This window comes from Enterobacter cloacae complex sp. IR5450 (genome assembly GCF_049238665.1).
GTDB lineage: Bacteria > Pseudomonadota > Gammaproteobacteria > Enterobacterales > Enterobacteriaceae > Enterobacter > Enterobacter hormaechei_C.
Genome location: NZ_JBMKIC010000006.1, coordinates 101856 through 120566, shown reverse-complemented (window position 1 = coordinate 120566; position 18711 = coordinate 101856). Strand labels below are relative to the sequence as shown.

At 54.2% G+C, this 18711-nt stretch carries 19 protein-coding genes and 2 tRNA genes; 14 read left to right on the top strand and 7 right to left on the bottom strand.

Annotation, left to right across the window (positions count from 1 at the left end):
* Positions 1-783 (top strand): MBL fold metallo-hydrolase, encoded by a 783-nt coding sequence (locus ACOTYB_RS07630; RefSeq protein ID WP_126524927.1) that lies wholly within the window; start codon positions 1-3, stop codon positions 781-783.
* Between the two features lie 72 nt (positions 784-855).
* A complete protein-coding gene (locus ACOTYB_RS07625; protein ID WP_003857662.1) occupies positions 856-1491 on the top strand; it encodes a carbonic anhydrase in 636 nt (211 codons plus the stop codon).
* A gap of 28 nt (positions 1492-1519) precedes the next feature.
* Here ACOTYB_RS07625 and ACOTYB_RS07620 read toward each other — a convergent pair whose 3' ends face one another.
* Positions 1520-3115 (bottom strand): FAD-NAD(P)-binding protein, encoded by a 1596-nt coding sequence (locus ACOTYB_RS07620; RefSeq protein ID WP_058674744.1) that lies wholly within the window; start codon positions 3113-3115, stop codon positions 1520-1522.
* A 596-nt stretch (positions 3116-3711) separates the two neighbouring features.
* Here ACOTYB_RS07620 and tssB point away from each other — a divergent pair.
* From tssB to ACOTYB_RS07575, 9 genes are all read left to right on the top strand, one after another.
* Positions 3712-4203, top strand: a complete 492-nt coding sequence (tssB, locus tag ACOTYB_RS07615) for a type VI secretion system contractile sheath small subunit (RefSeq protein ID WP_220153765.1) — start codon at positions 3712-3714, stop codon at positions 4201-4203.
* A 40-nt stretch (positions 4204-4243) separates the two neighbouring features.
* Entirely contained in the window at positions 4244-5779 is a 1536-nt protein-coding gene (tssC, locus tag ACOTYB_RS07610; protein ID WP_220153766.1) for a type VI secretion system contractile sheath large subunit, read from the top strand.
* A 13-nt stretch (positions 5780-5792) separates the two neighbouring features.
* Positions 5793-7136, top strand: a complete 1344-nt coding sequence (gene tssK / locus ACOTYB_RS07605) for a type VI secretion system baseplate subunit TssK (protein WP_045895872.1) — start codon at positions 5793-5795, stop codon at positions 7134-7136.
* The gene (gene tssL / locus ACOTYB_RS07600; RefSeq protein ID WP_045895871.1) at positions 7133-7807 is read left to right on the top strand and encodes a type VI secretion system protein TssL, short form; all 675 of its coding nucleotides are present in this window, start codon (positions 7133-7135) and stop codon (positions 7805-7807) included. The genes tssK and tssL overlap by 4 nt, the downstream gene beginning before the upstream one ends.
* Positions 7807-8388 (top strand): hypothetical protein, encoded by a 582-nt coding sequence (locus ACOTYB_RS07595; RefSeq protein ID WP_220316867.1) that lies wholly within the window; start codon positions 7807-7809, stop codon positions 8386-8388. Before tssL ends, ACOTYB_RS07595 begins: the two co-directional genes overlap by 1 nt.
* Positions 8388-8831, top strand: a complete 444-nt coding sequence (tssE, locus tag ACOTYB_RS07590) for a type VI secretion system baseplate subunit TssE (protein ID WP_126524980.1) — start codon at positions 8388-8390, stop codon at positions 8829-8831. The genes ACOTYB_RS07595 and tssE overlap by 1 nt, the downstream gene beginning before the upstream one ends.
* Positions 8832-9161: 330 nt before the next feature.
* Positions 9162-9557, top strand: coding sequence for a hypothetical protein (locus ACOTYB_RS07585; RefSeq protein WP_045339057.1), 396 nt, complete (start codon positions 9162-9164; stop codon positions 9555-9557).
* 356 nt (positions 9558-9913) lie between these two features.
* The gene (glgS, locus tag ACOTYB_RS07580; RefSeq protein ID WP_220153768.1) at positions 9914-10114 is read left to right on the top strand and encodes a cell surface composition regulator GlgS; all 201 of its coding nucleotides are present in this window, start codon (positions 9914-9916) and stop codon (positions 10112-10114) included.
* Between the two features lie 172 nt (positions 10115-10286).
* On the top strand, positions 10287-10757 hold the full coding sequence (locus tag ACOTYB_RS07575) for an Hsp20 family protein (RefSeq protein ID WP_220153769.1): 471 nt from the start codon (positions 10287-10289) through the stop codon (positions 10755-10757).
* Positions 10758-10935: 178 nt separating this feature from the next.
* Here ACOTYB_RS07575 and ACOTYB_RS07570 read toward each other — a convergent pair.
* The 3 genes from ACOTYB_RS07570 to mdtK all read right to left on the bottom strand — a co-directional run bounded on the left by ACOTYB_RS07570 (position 10936) and on the right by mdtK (position 12620).
* Positions 10936-11012, bottom strand: a tRNA-Val gene (locus tag ACOTYB_RS07570).
* Positions 11013-11016: 4 nt separating this feature from the next.
* Positions 11017-11093, bottom strand: a tRNA-Val gene (locus tag ACOTYB_RS07565).
* Between the two features lie 153 nt (positions 11094-11246).
* The gene (gene mdtK / locus ACOTYB_RS07560; RefSeq protein ID WP_003857645.1) at positions 11247-12620 is read right to left on the bottom strand and encodes an MdtK family multidrug efflux MATE transporter; all 1374 of its coding nucleotides are present in this window, start codon (positions 12618-12620) and stop codon (positions 11247-11249) included.
* A gap of 225 nt (positions 12621-12845) precedes the next feature.
* On the opposite strand from mdtK, the gene ACOTYB_RS07555 reads away from it, so the two are divergent.
* Positions 12846-13487, top strand: coding sequence for a riboflavin synthase (locus ACOTYB_RS07555; protein ID WP_045907506.1), 642 nt, complete (start codon positions 12846-12848; stop codon positions 13485-13487).
* Positions 13488-13518: 31 nt separating this feature from the next.
* Here the strand turns inward: ACOTYB_RS07555 and cfa are convergent, their stop codons facing one another.
* Both cfa and punC read right to left on the bottom strand, forming a co-directional pair.
* Entirely contained in the window at positions 13519-14667 is a 1149-nt protein-coding gene (gene cfa, locus ACOTYB_RS07550; protein ID WP_409248981.1) for a cyclopropane fatty acyl phospholipid synthase, read from the bottom strand.
* Positions 14668-14965: 298 nt separating this feature from the next.
* Positions 14966-16165 carry a purine nucleoside transporter PunC gene (gene punC / locus ACOTYB_RS07545; protein WP_220153770.1) on the bottom strand — a complete coding sequence of 400 codons (1200 nt, stop codon included), beginning with the start codon at positions 16163-16165 and terminating at the stop codon, positions 14966-14968.
* A 111-nt stretch (positions 16166-16276) separates the two neighbouring features.
* On the opposite strand from punC, the gene punR reads away from it, so the two are divergent.
* A complete protein-coding gene (gene punR / locus ACOTYB_RS07540; protein WP_003857638.1) occupies positions 16277-17188 on the top strand; it encodes a DNA-binding transcriptional activator PunR in 912 nt (303 codons plus the stop codon).
* A gap of 17 nt (positions 17189-17205) precedes the next feature.
* Here punR and purR read toward each other — a convergent pair whose 3' ends face one another.
* Positions 17206-18231: an HTH-type transcriptional repressor PurR gene (purR, locus tag ACOTYB_RS07535; protein WP_003857634.1), complete on the bottom strand. Its 1026-nt coding sequence runs from the start codon at positions 18229-18231 to the stop codon at positions 17206-17208.
* A gap of 297 nt (positions 18232-18528) precedes the next feature.
* Here purR and ACOTYB_RS07530 point away from each other — a divergent pair, with 297 nt between their 5' ends.
* Positions 18529-18618, top strand: a complete 90-nt coding sequence (locus ACOTYB_RS07530) for a YnhF family membrane protein (protein WP_003857632.1) — start codon at positions 18529-18531, stop codon at positions 18616-18618.
* The last annotated feature ends 93 nt before the right edge of the window (positions 18619-18711 follow it).

Sequence of the window (18711 nt, the reverse complement as noted above, 5' to 3'; positions counted from 1 at the left end):
ATGATTACACTCTGTAAAACCTGCGGTACCGCTTACGATGAACAGCCCAAAAACTGCCCGATTTGCGACGATGAGCGCCAGTATGTCCCGGTGACGGGCCAGGCATGGACAGACTTCGACAGCCTTACGACCACGCACACCAACAAATGGCAACAGCTGGAGCCGCAGCTGTTCAGCATCAAAACCGTTCCCTCTTTTGCCATCAACCAGCGCGCGCTTCTGCTGCGTACGCCACAGGGCAATGTTCTGTGGGACTGCATCGCCAATCTTGACCCGGCGACCAGAGCGTTAGTTGACGCGCTCGGGGGCATCAGCGCGATCGCGATTTCGCACCCGCATTACTACACCACCATGCAGGAGTGGGCCGCCGCGTTTAACGCGCCGATCTACCTGCACGCCAGCGATCGGCAGTGGGTGATGCGTGACAGCCCGGCGATACGCTTCTGGGAGGAGGACGCCCTGGAGATTATGCCTTTGGTGACTCTGCTAAGGCTTGGCGGGCATTTTGCAGGCGGCACGGTGCTGCACTGGCAGTCAGGCGACGGCGTGCTGCTGGCCGGTGATATTTTGCAGGTTACACCCGGAAAAGACGCCGTGTCGTTTATGTGGAGTTATCCGAATATGCTGCCGCTGCCTGCCCGCACCGTTGAGTCGGTGATCGGCCGACTGACCGGGAAAACGTACCAGCGCCTGTACGGGGCCTTTGAAGGGCAGAACATCCCGGTGAACGCAGATGAGATCGTGCAGCGGTCGGGCCAGAAATATATTGCTTGTCTCCGCTAAGACGCGGTGGTTAAATTTTACGAGTGTGATCGCGATCATACCTAAACTAAAACAGATAAAAGAGAAATGGCTATGCAACATATCATTGAAGGTTTTCTCAGCTTTCAAAAAGAGATTTTCCCGCAACGTAAAGAGCTTTTTCGTAGTTTAGCGTCCAGTCAGAATCCCAAAGCGCTGTTTATCTCCTGCTCCGACAGCCGTCTGGTTCCGGAACTGGTTACGCAACAGGAGCCAGGACAGCTCTTTGTCATTCGAAACGCGGGCAACATTGTGCCTCCGTTCGGGCCGGAGCCTGGCGGTGTCTCTGCGACCATCGAATATGCGGTCGTGGCCCTGGGCGTGACCGATATCGTTATTTGCGGCCACTCCAACTGCGGCGCGATGAAGGCGATTGCTGACAACGCCGATCTGGAGCCGATGCCGGCCGTTTCCCACTGGCTGCGCTATTCTGATGCGGCAAAAGCGGTGGTGGAGAAGAAAACCTGGGATAAGCCAATCGATAAAGTGAATGCGATGGTGCAGGAAAACGTCTTTGCGCAGCTGAGCAACATCAAGACCCATCCGTCGGTGGCGGTAGGCCTGCGCAACAATGCCATTCGCCTGCACGGCTGGGTATATGACATCGAAAGCGGCAAAATCCTTGCCCTGGACAAGAACACAAAATCGTTCGTGTCGTTGTCGGAAAACCCGGAAGTTTTCTTCGAGTAATCCGACACCGCAGGGCAGGGAAGCCCTGTTAAAACTCCATGTAAGGTAACTTCCTTCGCACCCCCGACGCAGGTTTTCCAGCCGCTTTCGCCATCGCTTTACCAATTTCAGCGCACTCAGACAAACCCTGAACAAATGGATGATCGTGCATCAGCCAGGGGATCGCCCCAAAAGCGATACGCCCCCGCAGTGATGCCGGCGCCAGCAACGTATAGTCTTCCCCCACGTCCGGAACGTCATCGCCGGTTCCCGCAAGCTGTTTACGCAGGGTGGGGAAGGGAATGTCCTTGTTTCTGAGCGGCTTTTGTCCGCGCGCGTCGATAAACACGTCGAAGCGGTAACTTTTTTTTGCCGTGGTGATGACGGTCTGATCGCTGCCGATATCCAGGTCGTAATCATCACCGAGTGCGACCACGCTAATGATCCCTGCCTCGCGCAGCGCCAGTAACCGGCGGATAGACTGCGGTGGAATGGCGGCATAATTATCGATAAACACACGCTCCAGCCCCGATTTAAACCGCTCTCTGTCATGCTCATTGAGTGAAGGGACGATGGCCTGTACCACTTCATGCAGACGAAGCACGGTATAGCGCCAGGCAACGGTGCGTTTTTCGCGCTTGTTGCGCTCCACTTCTTTCAGATTCGCTTCGGCCCAGGTGAAAGGACCGTGCTTTTTACGATCCTCAAACCAGGCATCACGGAGCGTGTCGGCATTCAGCGTGCCGAGCGCTATCGCCTGACACCATCGCGGATCGGCCAGCTCAAGCTCTTTCACCATCAGCGCAAAGATGCGGTCAAGCAGCCCATCCGGGCCTTTGTCGATTTCGCTTGCCACCACACAATCCGTTAACACCGACAGTGGTTCATAAGGGATAGGGCAGTAAAAATCGGCCTCCGGCAGAACGCCCGTGCGGGACATCAGCATGATTTTTAGCCCTTCGCTGCCTTTATTGACAACGAACTGCTTCCCGCTAAACCGGCCATGCTGCATCACAACCGCCATTGCAGCGTCCAGCCCGCTGAGGGATGTACCCATGATCCCCACTTCACAGGCTCGGACCTCCGCGTCCATCAGCCCTGACCATGGGCTTGGGAAATATGCGCGGGTGGTTTCATCTTCATCAGGCCAGACGTGGCCGGTGGCAACAACCGCAAGATCAAACCGCCTTGAGAAAGGGGCATCGTTCACTGAAAGGGCCACGCCGTCTGCATCAGCCTTAATATCAGTGACTTCTGCGTTGGGGTGAACCTCGATATGAAACCCAGCCTTTTTCGCCTCGGCAGCGACAGCGAGAAACCGGTCGTGGAAATATTCACCCAGCAGAATACGGGGCAGAAATTGCCGGTCGTGCAGCTTCTCACTGTCGACGTTATAGCGAGCAAGGCGGGCCGCATTCTGCTGTTTGAGCCAGTCCAGGTAAGTGATGAAAATGGGCGGTATTTCAATACTGGCGATGTTCGCCAGCATCAGCCGGGAATTATCCTCGTCGCTGTAGGGCATTCCGACACCGGGTTGGTCTGCCTTTTCGAAAACGGTGATCGAAAGCGGCGCTGCGTTGTTAAGAAGTGAGTAAAAGGTGTAAATCCCTGTTGGGCCTGAGCCGATAATGGCGATTTTTTTCATCGAAAGCGTTCCTGCGTTTCTGAACCATACAACAAGCGTAGCAGGAGAAAGGCTAAGTCATTCAATGAAGGGAGAAATTAAGACGTTTAGAAGAGGAGATGTTGCGCCCCTTCCTGAATTTATGGGAAAGTCAATTCAATTGACCCTGCTGATTAGATATAATTCTGCCTGATTTTCTGAAAGGAATAACTGTTTGGTCCCAGGTTTATCGATTATCTGTATGTGATAGGGGTTAAAAAAAGAGATAGGATATTTAAATATATAGTGGGGCCAATATTATCCTTATTTTTTATAACTGTGAGTGATGGAATAGTCCGTGGCTGGACTATTCCATCACTTCGATAAAGTAACAAAATAATCTGGTAGCCAACCTTTGAGCAACTTTTTGTCAGGCTCACAAAAAGCGCGCAAGGGCATTTCGGTAGGCCGCTACGCGGCGTTCTTTTTTATTCTTATTGGTGGAATATTCTTAAGAAAAGTCCAATTGTAGATCTTTGATCTGAAAATTTGATTTCAAATGGACATTTGCTCTAATATGGCTTTGTAAAGAAACGTCACTCACTTAACATTTATTTCTTTTAAAGAAAGGGATTGCTATGGCCGATTCATTCCAGAATGAGGTGCCCAAGGCACGCATAAACTTAAAGCTGGCTCTGCATACAGGTGGCGCGCAGAAGAAAATCGAACTGCCGCTTAAACTCCTCACCGTCGGTGATTTCAGTAATGGAAAAGAGAATCGCCCATTATCGGAAAGGGAGAAAATCAACGTCAATAAAAATAACTTCAACAGCGTACTTTCGGAATTTAACCCGGAAGTGAATCTGACGGTTCCTAACACAATGGCCGGGGATGGCTCGGAAGAAAGCATAAAACTGAATTTCTCCGATATTAAGGATTTCGAACCTGAACAGGTTGCCCGCCAGATCCCCCAGCTCCGCGCCATGCTGGCCATGCGTAATTTATTACGCGACCTCAAATCCAATCTCCTTGATAACGCTACTTTCAGAAAAGAACTCGAGAAAATTCTCAAAGACCCGGAGCTGTCTCAGGAATTACGCGACGAAATGAGTGCACTGGCCCCGAAATAAGCGGCATGTGTAATTTAATGGATTAACCGGGAATATGCTGATGTCTGTGAGTACTGAAACCGCCTCCGCGCAGGGGCAGACCACCGTACTGGAAAAAGAGGGCGTTTACGCCTCCCTGTTTGAAAAAATCAACCTGACCCCGGCCTCCAGCCTGGGGGATATCAATGCGTTTCTGGATGACGCCGCGCTTTCTGACGCTCCGGCGGGTGAACGCCTGACGGCGGCGATGCAGGTGTTTATGGACTGCATCCGCAAATCCGGTCAGCCGGTGGAGAAGCTCGACAAAACGCTGATTGACCACCATATCGCTGAACTGGATTTCCAGATCAGCCGTCAGCTGGATGCCGTAATGCATCACCAGGAGTTCCAGAAGGTGGAGTCCCTGTGGCGCGGCCTGAAGCAGCTGGTGGACAGCACCGACTACCGCCAGAATGTGAAAACCGAAATTCTGGATGTGTCGAAAGAAGATCTGCGTCAGGACTTTGAAGACGCGCCGGAACTTATTCAGAGCGGCCTCTACTGGCACACCTATACCGCCGAATACGACACCCCGGGCGGCGAGCCGATTGGTTCCGTGATTTCATCCTATGAATTTGACGCCAGCCCGCAGGATGTGGCGCTGCTGCGCAACATCTCTAAAGTATCAGCTGCCGCACATATGCCGTTTATTGGCTCTGTCGGTCCGAAATTTTTCCTGAAAGACTCGATGGAAGAGGTCGCTGCAATTAAGGATATCGGCAACTACTTCGACCGCGCCGAGTACATCAAGTGGAAATCTTTCCGCGACACCGACGACGCCCGCTACATCGGCCTCGTGATGCCGCGCGTGCTGGGGCGTCTGCCGTATGGCCCGGACACCGTACCTGTACGCAGCTTTAACTACGTTGAGCAGGTGAAAGGCCCGGATCACGAGAAATACCTGTGGACCAGCGCGTCGTTCTCCTTCGCGTCAAACATGGTGAAGAGCTTCATCAATAACGGCTGGTGCGTGCAGATCCGTGGCCCGCAGGCGGGCGGGGCGGTGAAAGATCTGCCTATTCATCTGTACGATCTGGGCACCGGCAACCAGGTGAAAATCCCGTCTGAGGTGATGATCCCGGAGACCCGCGAGTTTGAGTTTGCCAACCTCGGCTTTATTCCGCTCTCGTATTACAAAAACCGCGACTATGCCTGCTTCTTCTCGGCGAACTCCGCGCAGAAACCGGCGTTGTACGACACCGCAGATGCCACGGCCAACAGCCGCATCAACGCCCGTCTGCCGTACATCTTCCTGCTGTCGCGTATTGCGCACTACCTGAAGCTCATCCAGCGCGAGAACATCGGCACCACCAAGGACCGCCGTCTGCTGGAGCTGGAGCTGAATACCTGGGTGCGTAGTCTGGTGACGGAAATGACCGATCCGGGCGATGAGTTGCAGGCTTCTCATCCGCTGCGTGACGCGAAGGTGGTGGTGGAAGATATCGAAGACAACCCGGGTTTCTTCCGCGTGAAGCTGTTTGCGGTGCCGCACTTCCAGGTGGAAGGCATGGATGTGAACCTGTCTCTGGTGAGCCAGATGCCGAAAGCGAAAGCGTAAGGCGGTAGCAGGGATGAAAATTTATCGTCCGCTGTGGAACGAGGGGGCGTTGCTGTCCCCTCAACAATTCCAGCAACAGTCCGACTGGGAAACTTTTCGCAGCACAGGCGTTGCGGCACTTGCCTCGCCGTTTGCATGGGGCGTTGAGCGAGTTGAAATTGATGAAAGACTGCTGGAAACAGGTCTGATACAGATTTCACAGCTGCGGCTCTGGCTGCCCGATGGCACGCTGGTGGATACGGTAGTCAGCGACCTGCCGCCGGAACCGCGTGAACTGGATTTATCACCTCATTCAGACGCGGTTACGGTGGTGATTGCCCTGCCGTTGATGCAGTCCGGGTTAAATAACGTGCTCCAGGAAGCGGCAGTGGCTGATCGGCCGCTCCGCTATCGTGAGGAGTGGGTCAATGTTCAGGATGCGTTTGGCAGCGAAGAGGAGTCCGTCGCTGTTGCCCGCTTTAATCTGGCGATCCGTTTTGAGCATGAGGATAACGCGTCGTGGCAGTGCTGTCCGGTTGCACGGCTGATCCGGGACGGACAGGGGAGCTGGCGTCATGATCCGGCATTCATTCCGCCTATGGCCCTGTTTTCTGCCAGCCCGGCGATGCGGGAAAGGCTGGTGTTACTGAACCGCCAGCTTCGCTCCCGCCGCCAACGGTTGATGGCTATGCGTCGGGAAAGTAATGAGCGACTGGCGGATTTTGCTGTGGCGGATGTTTCTCTTTTTTGGCTTCTCAATGCGCTTAACTCTCATGCCAGGGTACTGGTCGAGTTTGAACGTTTTCCGGCTCGCCATCCGGAACAGGTGTGGGCAGAGCTTGCGCGGCTTGCGGGCAGTATGCTGACGTTTTCTCTGGACAGCGATCTGGACGCAATCCCTGGCTATGACCACGCCCGGCCTGAAATGACGTTTCCACCGCTGTTTGAACTGATCGCCGGTTTACTGGAAGCCAGCCTGCCGTCCCGTGTGATAGCGCTGGAGATGTCCCGACCTGACGCCCAGACCTGGAAAGCCTCGCTGCACGACATTCGGCTGCGTGAAGAAGCCGATCTCTGGCTCTCTGTCCGGTCTGACGTTCCGGCCTGGCAAGTGGCGGAGAAATTCCCGGCATTATGCAAGGCGGGTTCCCCGGATGATGTGAATGCGATTTCCACCGTTGCGCTGCAGGGGATCCCACTCATTGCCGTGAATCGCGTGCCTGCTGCGTTACCGGTGCGAATGGAGAACCAGTACTTCGCGCTGGACATGGAAAGTGCTGCGGCACGGGACATGCTGGAGCAGGGGATCTGTATGTTCTATGTGCCTGCTTTGCTGGGACAGCTTGAACTTGAACTGTTTGCGGTACTGCGATCATGAGAAAAGAAACCGATATCGATGCTCTGATGGCGGAGACCTGGCTCACCGTCACCCTGCTTAAGCAGGGGGCAACAACGCCTGACGGGAATGTGCTGTACGACACCTGCTGCAAACATGTGGAAAGCGTGCGCGAGGCGCTGGATCGAGCAGGATATGATGAAGCCAGTGTCGATCATATCTCTTATGCGCAATGTGCGCTGCTTGACGAAGTGGTCATGAGCAGAAAACTGCCTGACGGGGCAGATGCTGATGCGGGCCAGGTAGCCTGGCGAAAAGCGCCGCTACAGGCGCGCTATTTTGGGTCGCTGCATGCAGGTGAAGCCCTGTGGGATCGTATTGCGGAAGTATTGCGCCAGCCAGCGCCAAACATGGCCGTTCTGACCTGCTATCACCGGGTGCTCGCGCTGGGATTCCAGGGGTTGTACAGCATGGGCTCTGTCAGCCAGACCCAGCGTGAAGAGGCAATGAAAGCGCTTGCTGAGCGGGTTCCGCCTCTTGATGCCGGCCTTTCTCTGGTGGTTCGCAGGACCGGAAAACACCGTTACAGCCTGCTGCGCTCTGTCTGGTTCTGGATCGCGGCGGCGGCGGTAATCACCGGTGCCGTATGGTGGGGCGGTCATCTCTGGCTCCAGGCTCTGCTGTCCGCGCAGTTACCGGAGTTGCCCCATTAATGCGTAAATCGGTCATGGTTTCTCTGATATTCCACGTACTGGCGGGTGCCGCGGCGCTTTTATGGCTTCTGTGGGGCTTCATTCCGGCAGGCACGCTGTTTAAAGGCGTGATGACGCTGTGCATTGTTGCGCTGGCCGTCTGGCAGATCCGGCGAAAAAGCCGTTTCAGCCAGGCTCAGGGCAATGGCGGGACTAGTTTTGATCTGCCCGTACTTGCTGATGCGGGTCCGGTTGTTCTTGTTTGCGGAGACAGGCTGGATGCCCTGTTCGGGGAGCATACTCTGCGTAAAACAGCGCATGGCTGGTGGCTGCGGGTGAATGACGTCAGCAGGCTCAGTGATTTCGTGCGCGATATTCAGGAGCGGCAGCCGCGCCAGGCCGGACAGATCGCCGTTATGTATGCCTCCCATCCCGACGGGTACCAGGATGAAGCGGTGTTGCGCGCGACCCTGAAAGCGTTGCGCCAGCAGATGAAACAGCTGAGCCTGATCGCCGGATTCACTCCGCCGGTGATCCTGAGCGCTGAGTTTATCGAAGTCAGTAATAATCGTCTGACGCTGAAACCGCTGGAGGGGGAATGATGCCGCGTCCGTCTCTGTATGACATGCTGTACGGTAACTTCGCCGGCGGGCTTGACCTGCACAGTGTCAGTGAGGAGAACCAGCTGATTTTATCAGTACTCGATAACATGCAGCGCATCCTCAACTGCCGCGCCGGTACGCTGGCTCACCTGCCGGGCTACGGTCTGCCGGATATGACAAAAATCCTCCAGGGAATGCCCGGGACCGCCAACCAGCTGATTACCACACTGTCGGCTGTGTTGCTGAAATACGAGCCGCGCCTGAGCCGGATTAATGTGGTGATGCAGGAACAGATTCAGCCCGGTGAACTCCGCTACGCCATTGATGCGGAGCTGAAGGGGGTGGGGCTGGTGCGCTACGGCACGGAGTTTATGCCCGAGGGCAGGGTATTAATCCGTCATCTGAAACAACAGCAGTATCTGGATAATACAGCCCAATTGTGAGCCAATTTTGAAATTCAGCACGCAAAACCACCCCACATCTTTTACCGACATCGCGAGGATGCATATTGCAGAGTTTTGCCTGCGAAAATAACCACTTCATGAAAATTGGGCGAGCGGCAACCTGAACGACCAGATATTTATTTTACCCTGGTCAGAAAAGATACATTAAAGAGTTACTTTTCAATGAGTTATTGTAGAGCTTGTGCTGTAGCGGGTACTGAAATATTAATAATTGATTTCTTCGCCATGAGTCATTGCATTTTATCTGGCGAAAAGGTCAATGGCTGAGGGGATACCCTGAGTATGATGACGTCAATCATGGATACAGATATGAAAATGAGAATTCTCCTTCTTACGGTCAGTGTACTTTTTAACATGCAGGCTGGTGCCGCCCGTGGAAGACAGCCCTGCTCTGGCTCAAAAGGTGGCATAGCACACTGTACATCGGATGGTCGTTTTGTCTGCAATGACGGAAGTCTGAGCCAGTCGAAGCGATTCTGTTCAGGTTATGGTGCCTCCGAACTGCCCCGGCAGGTAAAACCCTCCCCCTCCGCCAGGAAAGCGCAGACGAAAAAGAGAATAGCCGTGAAAGGCCAGGAGCAGCGTGTTGTAGAAAACAATGCGCAGTTCGATACACAACCGCGGCAACCTACATGCGCCCCTCTCTATATGGCCAACAAGCCCGGATTCACCCATTTACCCATTTGTTCAGGTAATCAGTATTAATCCGCCAGTGTAAACGTTCTTTGTCTGTTATTCGAACTGATAAGACGCTTGCAGTTGGAAACCCACCTGAACGCGCTGGGCGACCTGTTACAGCGTCTGGCATTAAAGCACGCCGTTCGCACCTTTCGGATACGTGGCGAACTTACTGCATGGCTGGCGTTTATGTTTTCTGCATGAGTGATAAAAGGGAGGGAAAATCATGACCAGGGCTGAAGAGTTTTGTCGTTCCTGAAATGTGAACACTGGCAGATGGATGCGCACGCATCGCTCAAAAAACGATCTTTTTCAGGCGGATACTGTGATCAGAAAAGCATATGACCTTGAACAGTAACCACAGCGACTGGAGGGATATGCTAATGAAGCGACAAGATATAAACGCATTAAAGAATTTTGATTTTCTGGCACGCAGTTTTGCCCGTATGTATGCCCTGGGCCAGCCAGTTGATATCGATGCCGTGACCGGCAATAAGAGTAATAAACAGCAGGCATGGTTCCGGGAGCGATATGACCACTACCGAAAGCAGGCTGAGCGGGCGAGAGTTATAGAACTGCGATGATGTAACGAACAACGGGCTTAACGGCCCGTTGCTTTTTTAGGTTCCAGCTACATTTTTGCAGGCTCCTGAGGTTGAAATATTTTGCGGTAACCTCATATAGAAAGCGGGTAAGGAACACCTGCCCATAAGACATGAACTTTTTGAATATTCTTTTTTACTGTTCAGGAGGTACATGATGACTCTCAGAACCTTTCCCGTGTTGAACGATCTCTCCGACTCTCTGTTTGCGGACCGTTTTAACCGTATCGATCGCCTTTTTAGCCAGCTAACCGGCAGTACGCCGTTGCCCTCCACGCCTTCTTACAATATCCGGCGGCTGGGCGATAACCGCTATGAACTGACGCTCAGCGTGCCAGGCTGGAAAGAGAGCGAACTGGAAATTGAAACCGTCGGCGGTCAGCTGAACATCAGCGGTAAACGTGAAGAGGAGAAAACCGAAAACGGCGAAGAAGGATGGATCCATCGGGGTATCAGCCGCAGCGACTTCTGGGCCAGCTATAGTCTGCCGGAGCATGTGAAAGTGACCGGCGCTTCGCTGGAAAACGGCTTGCTGGCAATTGAATTACACCAGGATATCCCGGAAGAAGAGAAACCGCAGCGCATCGCTATCAACAACAACCCGGCGATTGAACATAAGCCGTAATCGTTGACTGACGTTGTTTTCACGCCCGGCAAACGCCGGGCGTTTTGCTAACCTGATGGGGCTTATGCCATTCCGCTTTTCCCGGTACGCGCGGGCTGGAGGTCACTTTCGATGTGCTTAAAAGGTTTGCTGCCTCTGCATGAGGCTGAACGGGAATGAAATGTGAGAGAAAACAGATTGGTGCGTCTGAATGGACTCGAACCATCGACCCCCACCATGTCAAGGTGGTGCTCTAACCAACTGAGCTACAGACGCAAGATGGTGCGTTCAATTGGACTCGAACCAACGACCCCCACCATGTCAAGGTGGTGCTCTAACCAACTGAGCTATGAACGCATTGTGTTGTCGGTGACAACGGGGACGAATATTAGCGGCACAGCACCAAGGTGGCAAGAGGGAAAATGCATTTTTCTCTCTGATTTCACGCGATTGCTTCATTACCGCGCAAAGTGAAGAGAAAGTAGCCGCCAGCCGGCGGCTACATGGTCATTAACGTGCAGCGCGCTGCAAAATAACCGTAGAGGGCTGACGTTGCAGGAAACGCATGCGCAGCATCATCATAATGGCCGCAGACGTTAAGCCGATGATAAAGCCCATCCAGAATCCGGCTGGCCCCATGCGATCCACCACCAGATCCGTGAGCGCCAGAATGTACCCGCACGGCAGACCCAGCACCCAGTAAGCGATAAAGGTGATAAAGAAGATGGAACGCGTATCTTTATACCCACGCAGCACGCCGCTGCCAATAACCTGGATGGAGTCAGAGATCTGATAAATGGCCGCCAGCAGCATCAGGTGCGAGGCCAGAGTCACTACCTCCGGGTTGTCGTTATAGAGCAGGGCAATTTGCTCACGCAACAGCACGGTAAAGAGGGCGGTACAGACCGCCATGCAGACGCCGACGCCCAGCCCGGTGCGGGCAGCCGTTTGCGCATCCAGCGTAGAACCTTGCCCCAGACGGAAGCCCACGCGAATCGTCACCGCAGCCGCCAGCGACATCGGCAGAACAAACATCAAAGAGCTGAAGTTCAGCGCGATCTGGTGGCCTGCCACATCAATAATCCCTAACGGCGAGACCAGCAGGGCGACGACGGCAAACAGCGTCACTTCAAAGAACAGCGCCAGCGCAATGGGCAGACCCAGCTGTGTCAGGCGGGTCAACATCGACCAGTCAGGCGTGCTAAAGGTGGTGTCGTTGCGAATGTCGCGCATGGATCGCGCATGCTTAATGTAGGTGAGCATGCTTCCGAACATCACCCAGTACACCGCTGCCGTCGCCACGCCGCAGCCCACGCCGCCGAGTTCCGGCATGCCAAAATGACCGTAAATGAAGATATAGTTCACGGGAATGTTCACCAGCAAGCCGATAAAGCCCATCACCATGCCCGGCTTGGTTTTTGCCAGCCCTTCACACTGGTTACGTGCCACCTGGAAGAACAGATAGCCGGGCGCGCCCCAGAGCAGGGCGCGCAGATAACCGACCGCCTTATCCGCCAGCGCCGGGTCGATATTATGCATGGCGCGAATAATATACCCGGCGTTCCACAGGACGATCATAATCAGGACGGAGACGAACCCGGCCAGCCAGAAGCCCTGGCGCACCTGATGGGCCACGCGGTCACGTCGACCGGAGCCGTTAAGCTGTGCGATGACGGGCGTTAGCGCCAGCAGCAGGCCGTGACCAAACAGAATGGCCGGGAGCCAGATTGAGGTTCCGATCGCCACGGCGGCCATATCGGTGGCGCTGTAACCACCGGCCATTACCGTATCCACAAATCCCATTGCGGTTTGGGCTACCTGCGCGACGATCACCGGTATTGCCAGTGCCAATAACTGACGCGCTTCGATCATATACTTCTGCACGTGAACACCTTTGTATTGTAGTTATTTTAGAGACTAAAAAGGCCGCCGTTACTGGCAGCAAGAAGAAAAAACAGAGGGATGCCAGCTATTGTAGCGGGGTTTAACTAATTATCTAGTGAAAAAATCGCCAGAAATTGCGCATCACTGGCAACCTGTTTTTTCAACTGTTATTGTGGTGGGATTATACGGTGTCATCGCCGTTCGGAATGAACAGGAGCTGTAAGCATGTTTACTGGTATTGTGCAGGGCACTGCCAAAGTGGTGTCCATTGATGAAAAACCGAATTTCCGCACTCACGTAGTTGAGCTGCCTGAATATATGCTCGACGGCATTGAAACCGGGGCGTCGATAGCGCATAACGGCTGCTGCCTGACGGTGACCGAAATTAACGGTAACCAGATTAGCTTTGATTTAATGAAAGAGACGCTGCGTATCACTAACCTGGGTGAGCTGGTGGTGGGAGATATCGTCAACGTGGAACGCGCGGCGAAATTCAGCGATGAGATTGGCGGGCATCTGATGTCGGGCCATATTATGACCACCGCAGAAGTGGCGAAAATCGTGACCTCGGAAAATAACCGTCAAATCTGGTTTAAGGTGCAGGATTCGTCATTAATGAAATACATCCTGTATAAAGGATTTATTGGCATCGATGGGATTAGTCTGACCGTCGGTGAAGTGACGCCAACGCGTTTTTGCGTGCATTTAATTCCTGAAACGCTGCAACGTACTACGCTTGGCGCAAAAAAACTGGGGCAGCGCGTAAATATCGAAATTGATCCCCAGACCCAGGCGGTCGTGGATACCGTTGAGCGCGTACTGGCGGCGAAAGAGGCGGCGATAATTAAAACCATGGAAGAAGAATAAAAAATAACCCCGGTTAACCGGGGTTATTTTTTCAGCGAGCCACACGCAAACCGTGCTCAATCCCACGACTAAACACCACCTGCCAAAGCTGTATATCCCGCGCACGGAACGCGCCCGCACAGGCATTCAGATAATAGCTAAACATCCGTTTGAATCGTTCCGAATAGTTGTCGGCGATTTCAGGCCATGCAGCCTGGAAACGTTCATGCCAGGCCATCAGGGTGGTGTCGTAATCTGCGCCGAAGTTATGCCAGTCTTCCACAATAAAATGCGGTTCGCTGGCGTTCGCAATCTGGCGAACAGAGGGTAAACAGCCATTCGGGAAGATATATTTGTTGATCCAGGGATCCACATTGTTATCGGTGCGTTTAGAGCCGATGGTGTGTAGCAGGAAAATTCCCTCAGGCTTCAGGTTACGATCGGCGACCTCGAAGTAAGTCTTGTAGTTCTTCGGCCCCACGTGCTCGAACATACCTACGGAAACAATGCGATCGAACTGCTCGTTCAGGTCGCGGTAGTCCTGAAGCCGAATATCAACATCCAGACCCAGACAGCGTTCCTGCGCCATCTTCTGCTGTTCAGCCGAAATCGTGACGCCGACTACGCTGACGCCGTAATTTTTAGCCATAAACCAGGCAAGACCACCCCAGCCACAGCCGATGTCCAGCACACGCATACCGGGCTGTAACTGCAATTTATCGCAGATCAGTTGCAGCTTGTCCTGCTGCGCCTCTTCCAGGGTCGTCGCTTTTTTCCAGTATCCGCAGGAGTACTGCATTAAAGGATCGAGCATACGGCTGAACAGATCGTTGCCCAGGTCGTAATGCTCTTTACCGACGATCCACGCCCGTTTTTTACTTTGCAGATTGAACAGGCGGGCGGAGGCAATGCGTAAGGTATCTTTGAAATGACGAGGGAGCTGTTTTTCAAGACCGGCGCGTAATACGCTGGAGAAGAACATATCCAGCCGCTCACACTCCCACCAGCCGTCCATATAGCTTTCACCCAGCCCTAACGATCCCTCCTGTAACACGCGTTTGAAAAAATCGGGATGCTTTATCTGGGGATCGGAGGGGGATGAGCCATTAATCGTAATGCCCGCACGTCCCAACAGTTCACTGACGATCCGGGACCAGTTATCGTCCGGAACGCTGACTTCTTCTGTACACGATGAACTCATAGCTTCTCCATCACCTTGCTGTGATCAGAACCTTAAAACAGCGTAGACGCTTTTTTGGTTTGTGAGAAATCTCACGGTAAATGCCCGCGAGGCTAATATCCGACGTAGAACAGAGGAAGGGAGATAACCCTTGCCGAAATGCCTTCCATGGTAAAACGGGAGCGCTCCGGCTCCCGTTAACACTTAATATTTATCGTATTTAATCGAACCAAATTTAGTATAGGCCGCAAAATTTGGCGATTCAACAGAAAATTGTTAGCAACCTAATCACTGGTATTTAACATAGTTTCCCGCGCAATCAGGCGTGCGACGTTTCTGTCTGCGCGTTTTCACTCTGCTCGCGATGGGCTGAGGACTGCATGCGATAGCCCAAACCCGCCAGCGCAACGGTGACCAGCATCACGCTGGTAGTGGTGAGCAGCGGGGTTGCAATCAACGCCGAGACCACGAGACTTGCCAGGAAGCACAGGCCAAGTTGCAGGGTATTTTGCAGCGCGGCAGCGCGGCCTGTCGCCTGCGGGAATGGACGCAACGCCTGGGCTACAACGATAGGGTAGATAGCCCCGTTAGCGATCGCCATGACGCAGAACGGAATCAAAATTTCTGCAAGCCCGGCGCCGGGTATAAAGCCGACAGCCCAGGTCGCAATCACGCTTAGTGCATACAAAACCAGCAGCCAGGGCAGCATCTGTTGGCCTTCCCATTTTTGCAGCGCGGCGCGACAGCCATAGCCACCCACCAGGAAGGCAATGGTCTGTGGTACATAGCTCAGGCCGATAGCCGCCGGGCTGTAGCCCATGTCATGCAGAATGAACGGCGAACCGGTTAGCCAGGCAAAGAAGCTGGCAGAGCAGGCAGCATAAATCAGCACGTTACCGCGATAGGCTTTCGACCGCAGTAAAGAGGTAAAGGTGATGGGCTTTGCGTCCGGATGCGTCTCTTTTTTATGCGCAGGTTTAAGCCCGAAAGCAGGCAGCATCAGGACCAGCGTAATAGCAAAGAGCGTGGCGAAAATGGCCTGCCAGTCGAAATGCGCCAGGATCCAGCTGCCCAGTAACGGGGCAAGCGCCGGCGACAGGCCGACCAGCGGCATAATAGTGGCGAATATGCGGTTAGTGCGCGAGGCGGGGTAGTAATCGGTCACCAGCGCCTGCCAGGTCACCGCTGCGGCGCAGACGCCGACCGCCTGAATAAAGCGCAGCGCCAGCAGCCAGGCGGCATCGCGGACCCACAGCATGCCCAGACAGCCTGCGGCAAAAATCGCCAGCCCCAACAACAGGACGGGCTTACGGCCAAAACGATCCGAGAGCGGCCCCCACAGCAATTGCGCAAAAGCAAAACCGGCAAGGAACAAACTTAAACTGGCGCTGATGGCGGCGGCAGGGGTTTGCAAATCTTCCTGCATCGCGGCGAACGCGGGCAGATACATATCGGTTGCCAAAAAGCCCAGCACGCTTAAGCCGCCGAGCCAGACTAAAAATCCTTTCCTGGGTTGCACTTTTTTCTCCTGAGGAGGCAGGTGTACGTTGGCGCAGAGTGTAGGGAGTGCAAAGCGGCTTGTGAAACGCTAATATTTGGCGGGTGCGTTCAAAAAATTTGCAGGCTAAAGATGTGGTCAGATTATTCCCTTGAAGTGGTTGATGCCGTGGCGCGTAACGGCAGCTTTACCGGTGCCGCCCAGGAGCTGCATCGCGTTCCCTCGGCTATCAGCTATACGGTGCGCCAGCTGGAAGCGTGGCTGGCGGTCCCGCTGTTCGAGCGGCGCCATCGCGACGTGGAGCTCACGCCTGCCGGAGCGTGGTTTTTGAAGGAAGGGCGGTCTGTTATCAAAAAAATGCAGATCACCCGTGAGCAGTGCCAGCAGATCGCCAACGGCTGGCGCGGGCATCTCGCTATCGCGGTGGATAACATCGTTAAGCCGGAGCGGACCCGGCAGATGATCGTCGATTTCTATCGTCATTTTTCCGACGTCGAACTGCGTGTTTCGCAGGAAGTGTTCAACGGCGTCTGGGATGCGCTGGCGGACGGCAGGGCGGAGATGGCGATTGGTGCAACCCAGGCGATCCCGGTTGGGGGGCGCTACGCGTTTCGCGACATGGGCATGCTGAGCTGGACCTGCGTGGTCGCGCGTGATCACCCGCTGGCGGCGCTGGAAGGTCCGCTGAGCGATGACACCTTACGCAACTGGCCCTCGCTGGTGCTGGAAGATACCTCCCGCTCGCTGCCCAAGCGCATTACCTGGCTGCTGGATAATCAGCGCCGCGTGGTCGCACCGGACTGGGAGTCGTCGGCCACCTGTCTGAGCGCGGGGCTGTGCGTTGGCATGGTGCCGGTGCATTTTGCGCGCCCGCGCATCGACGCGGGAGAGTGGGTGGCCCTGACGCTGGAAAACCCCTTCCCGGATGCCGCGTGCTGTCTGACGTGGCAGCAAAACGACGTCTCGCCCGCCATGGCCTGGCTGCTGGATTATCTGGGCGACAGCGAAACGCTGAACCGGGAGTGGTTGCGGGAACCAGCATAGCTGGTCCCGTAAAGTGATTAACGACGGTAGTCGCGGAACGGACCGTCCGCAACGGAACGGCGTTCAATCAGGCGCGGGTGAACTTCAATGGACTGGGACTGTTCACGCTTGTTGACGATCCTGTCCAGCAGCATGTTGAAGGCCGTTTCACCCAGCGAATCTTTCGGCTGGTGAATGGTGGTCAGCGCCGGGGTAAAGAAGCGGGCGTTGCGCACGTTGTCATAGCCGATCACCGAGATATCCTGCGGGACGCGCAGGCCGAGTTCATCCGCCGCGCAGAGCGCGCCCATCGCCATGATGTCGCCGCCGCAGAACACCGCGGTAGGGCGATGCGGCTGGGAGACGATCTGCTGCATGGCGCGGTAGCCCGACTCCGGCTCGAAGTCGCCCTGAACAATCCAGTTTTCCGGCACGGTGATCAGCGCCTCTTCCATCGCTTTCATGAAACCGGCCAGACGGCCAGCCCCGGTGTTACGCTCCAGCGGACCCGGGATCACGCCAATTTCACGATGACCGCGTTCTACCAGATAACGCCCCGCCATGTAGCCGCCTTCAAAGGCGTTATCAATAACGGAGTCGGTAAAGTCTGCGCGCGCTTCGCCCCAGTCCATGACCACCATCGGAATGTGGCGATATTCTTCCAGCATGGAAAGGACCGACTCGGGGTATTCAGAACACATTACCAGCAGGCCGTCGACGCGCTTTTGCGCCATCATTGACAGGTAAGCGCGCTGTTTTTCAATGTTGTTCCACGCGTTGCCCAGAATCAGGGTATAGCCTTTCTGGAAGCAGTTTTTTTCAACGGCTTCGATGATTTCAGCAAAGTAGGCCGCTTCACTGCTGGTGGCCAGCAGACCAATCGATTTGGTGTGATTAACCTTCAGGCTGCGGGCGACCGCACTTGGCGAGTAGTGCAGCTCTTTGATTGCCGCCCAGACGGCATTACGCGTCTCTTCAGCGACGAAACGCGTTTTGTTAATAACATGTGATACGGTTGTAGTGGAAACGTTTGCGCGTTTTGCTACGTCTTTAATTGTTGCCATTAAATGTCACTCCAGACCATATCCTAAGCTCCTGAAAAAATCGAAGGTAAACGTTTGCCTTCTCTCACCCTTATCACGCAAACATGAGTTGCGACACGCCGGGAAAACGACACAGGACGTCAGGAGGGGGTCAGTGGCCGGTACGCTAATAAATTTAGCGTGGAATTTTGTCCTATCTTGATGAAAAGGGGAAGAGGTAAAGTGGATATCCGCTTAAATCCTGGAAGATTTTTGACCTGAACTGTGTAAAAATGAGCAAGCTCACTTTTCGTAGGGTGAATAAAAGGAGAAAAATTGATGAGTACCGATCTGAAGTTTTCGCTGTTTACCACCATTGTTGTTCTTGCCCTGATTGTTGCGGGTGGTTTAACCGCTGCGCTACACTGATTCAGGAGGGGGAGAACCTTCTCCCTCTCTTGCCGCTATTGTTACCTCTCCGGCAAAAATCTTTTGCCAAAATGTTAACTTCTCATTTTTTGT

Coding starts and splice junctions, on each gene's coding strand:
- ACOTYB_RS07630 (WP_126524927.1), top strand. CDS start 1: ATGATTACACTCTGTAAAACCTGCGGTACCGCTTACGATGAACAGCCC.
- ACOTYB_RS07585 (WP_045339057.1), top strand. CDS start 9,162: ATGAAAATGAGAATTCTCCTTCTTACGGTCAGTGTACTTTTTAACATG.
- cfa (WP_409248981.1), bottom strand. CDS start 14,667: ATGAGTTCATCGTGTACAGAAGAAGTCAGCGTTCCGGACGATAACTGG.
- tssE (WP_126524980.1), top strand. CDS start 8,388: ATGCCGCGTCCGTCTCTGTATGACATGCTGTACGGTAACTTCGCCGGC.
- ACOTYB_RS07555 (WP_045907506.1), top strand. CDS start 12,846: ATGTTTACTGGTATTGTGCAGGGCACTGCCAAAGTGGTGTCCATTGAT.
- tssL (WP_045895871.1), top strand. CDS start 7,133: ATGAGAAAAGAAACCGATATCGATGCTCTGATGGCGGAGACCTGGCTC.
- tssK (WP_045895872.1), top strand. CDS start 5,793: ATGAAAATTTATCGTCCGCTGTGGAACGAGGGGGCGTTGCTGTCCCCT.
- ACOTYB_RS07625 (WP_003857662.1), top strand. CDS start 856: ATGCAACATATCATTGAAGGTTTTCTCAGCTTTCAAAAAGAGATTTTC.
- ACOTYB_RS07575 (WP_220153769.1), top strand. CDS start 10,287: ATGATGACTCTCAGAACCTTTCCCGTGTTGAACGATCTCTCCGACTCT.
- tssB (WP_220153765.1), top strand. CDS start 3,712: ATGGCCGATTCATTCCAGAATGAGGTGCCCAAGGCACGCATAAACTTA.
- ACOTYB_RS07620 (WP_058674744.1), bottom strand. CDS start 3,115: ATGAAAAAAATCGCCATTATCGGCTCAGGCCCAACAGGGATTTACACC.
- ACOTYB_RS07595 (WP_220316867.1), top strand. CDS start 7,807: ATGCGTAAATCGGTCATGGTTTCTCTGATATTCCACGTACTGGCGGGT.
- purR (WP_003857634.1), bottom strand. CDS start 18,231: ATGGCAACAATTAAAGACGTAGCAAAACGCGCAAACGTTTCCACTACA.
- punR (WP_003857638.1), top strand. CDS start 16,277: ATGTGGTCAGATTATTCCCTTGAAGTGGTTGATGCCGTGGCGCGTAAC.
- glgS (WP_220153768.1), top strand. CDS start 9,914: ATGAAGCGACAAGATATAAACGCATTAAAGAATTTTGATTTTCTGGCA.
- ACOTYB_RS07530 (WP_003857632.1), top strand. CDS start 18,529: ATGAGTACCGATCTGAAGTTTTCGCTGTTTACCACCATTGTTGTTCTT.
- tssC (WP_220153766.1), top strand. CDS start 4,244: ATGTCTGTGAGTACTGAAACCGCCTCCGCGCAGGGGCAGACCACCGTA.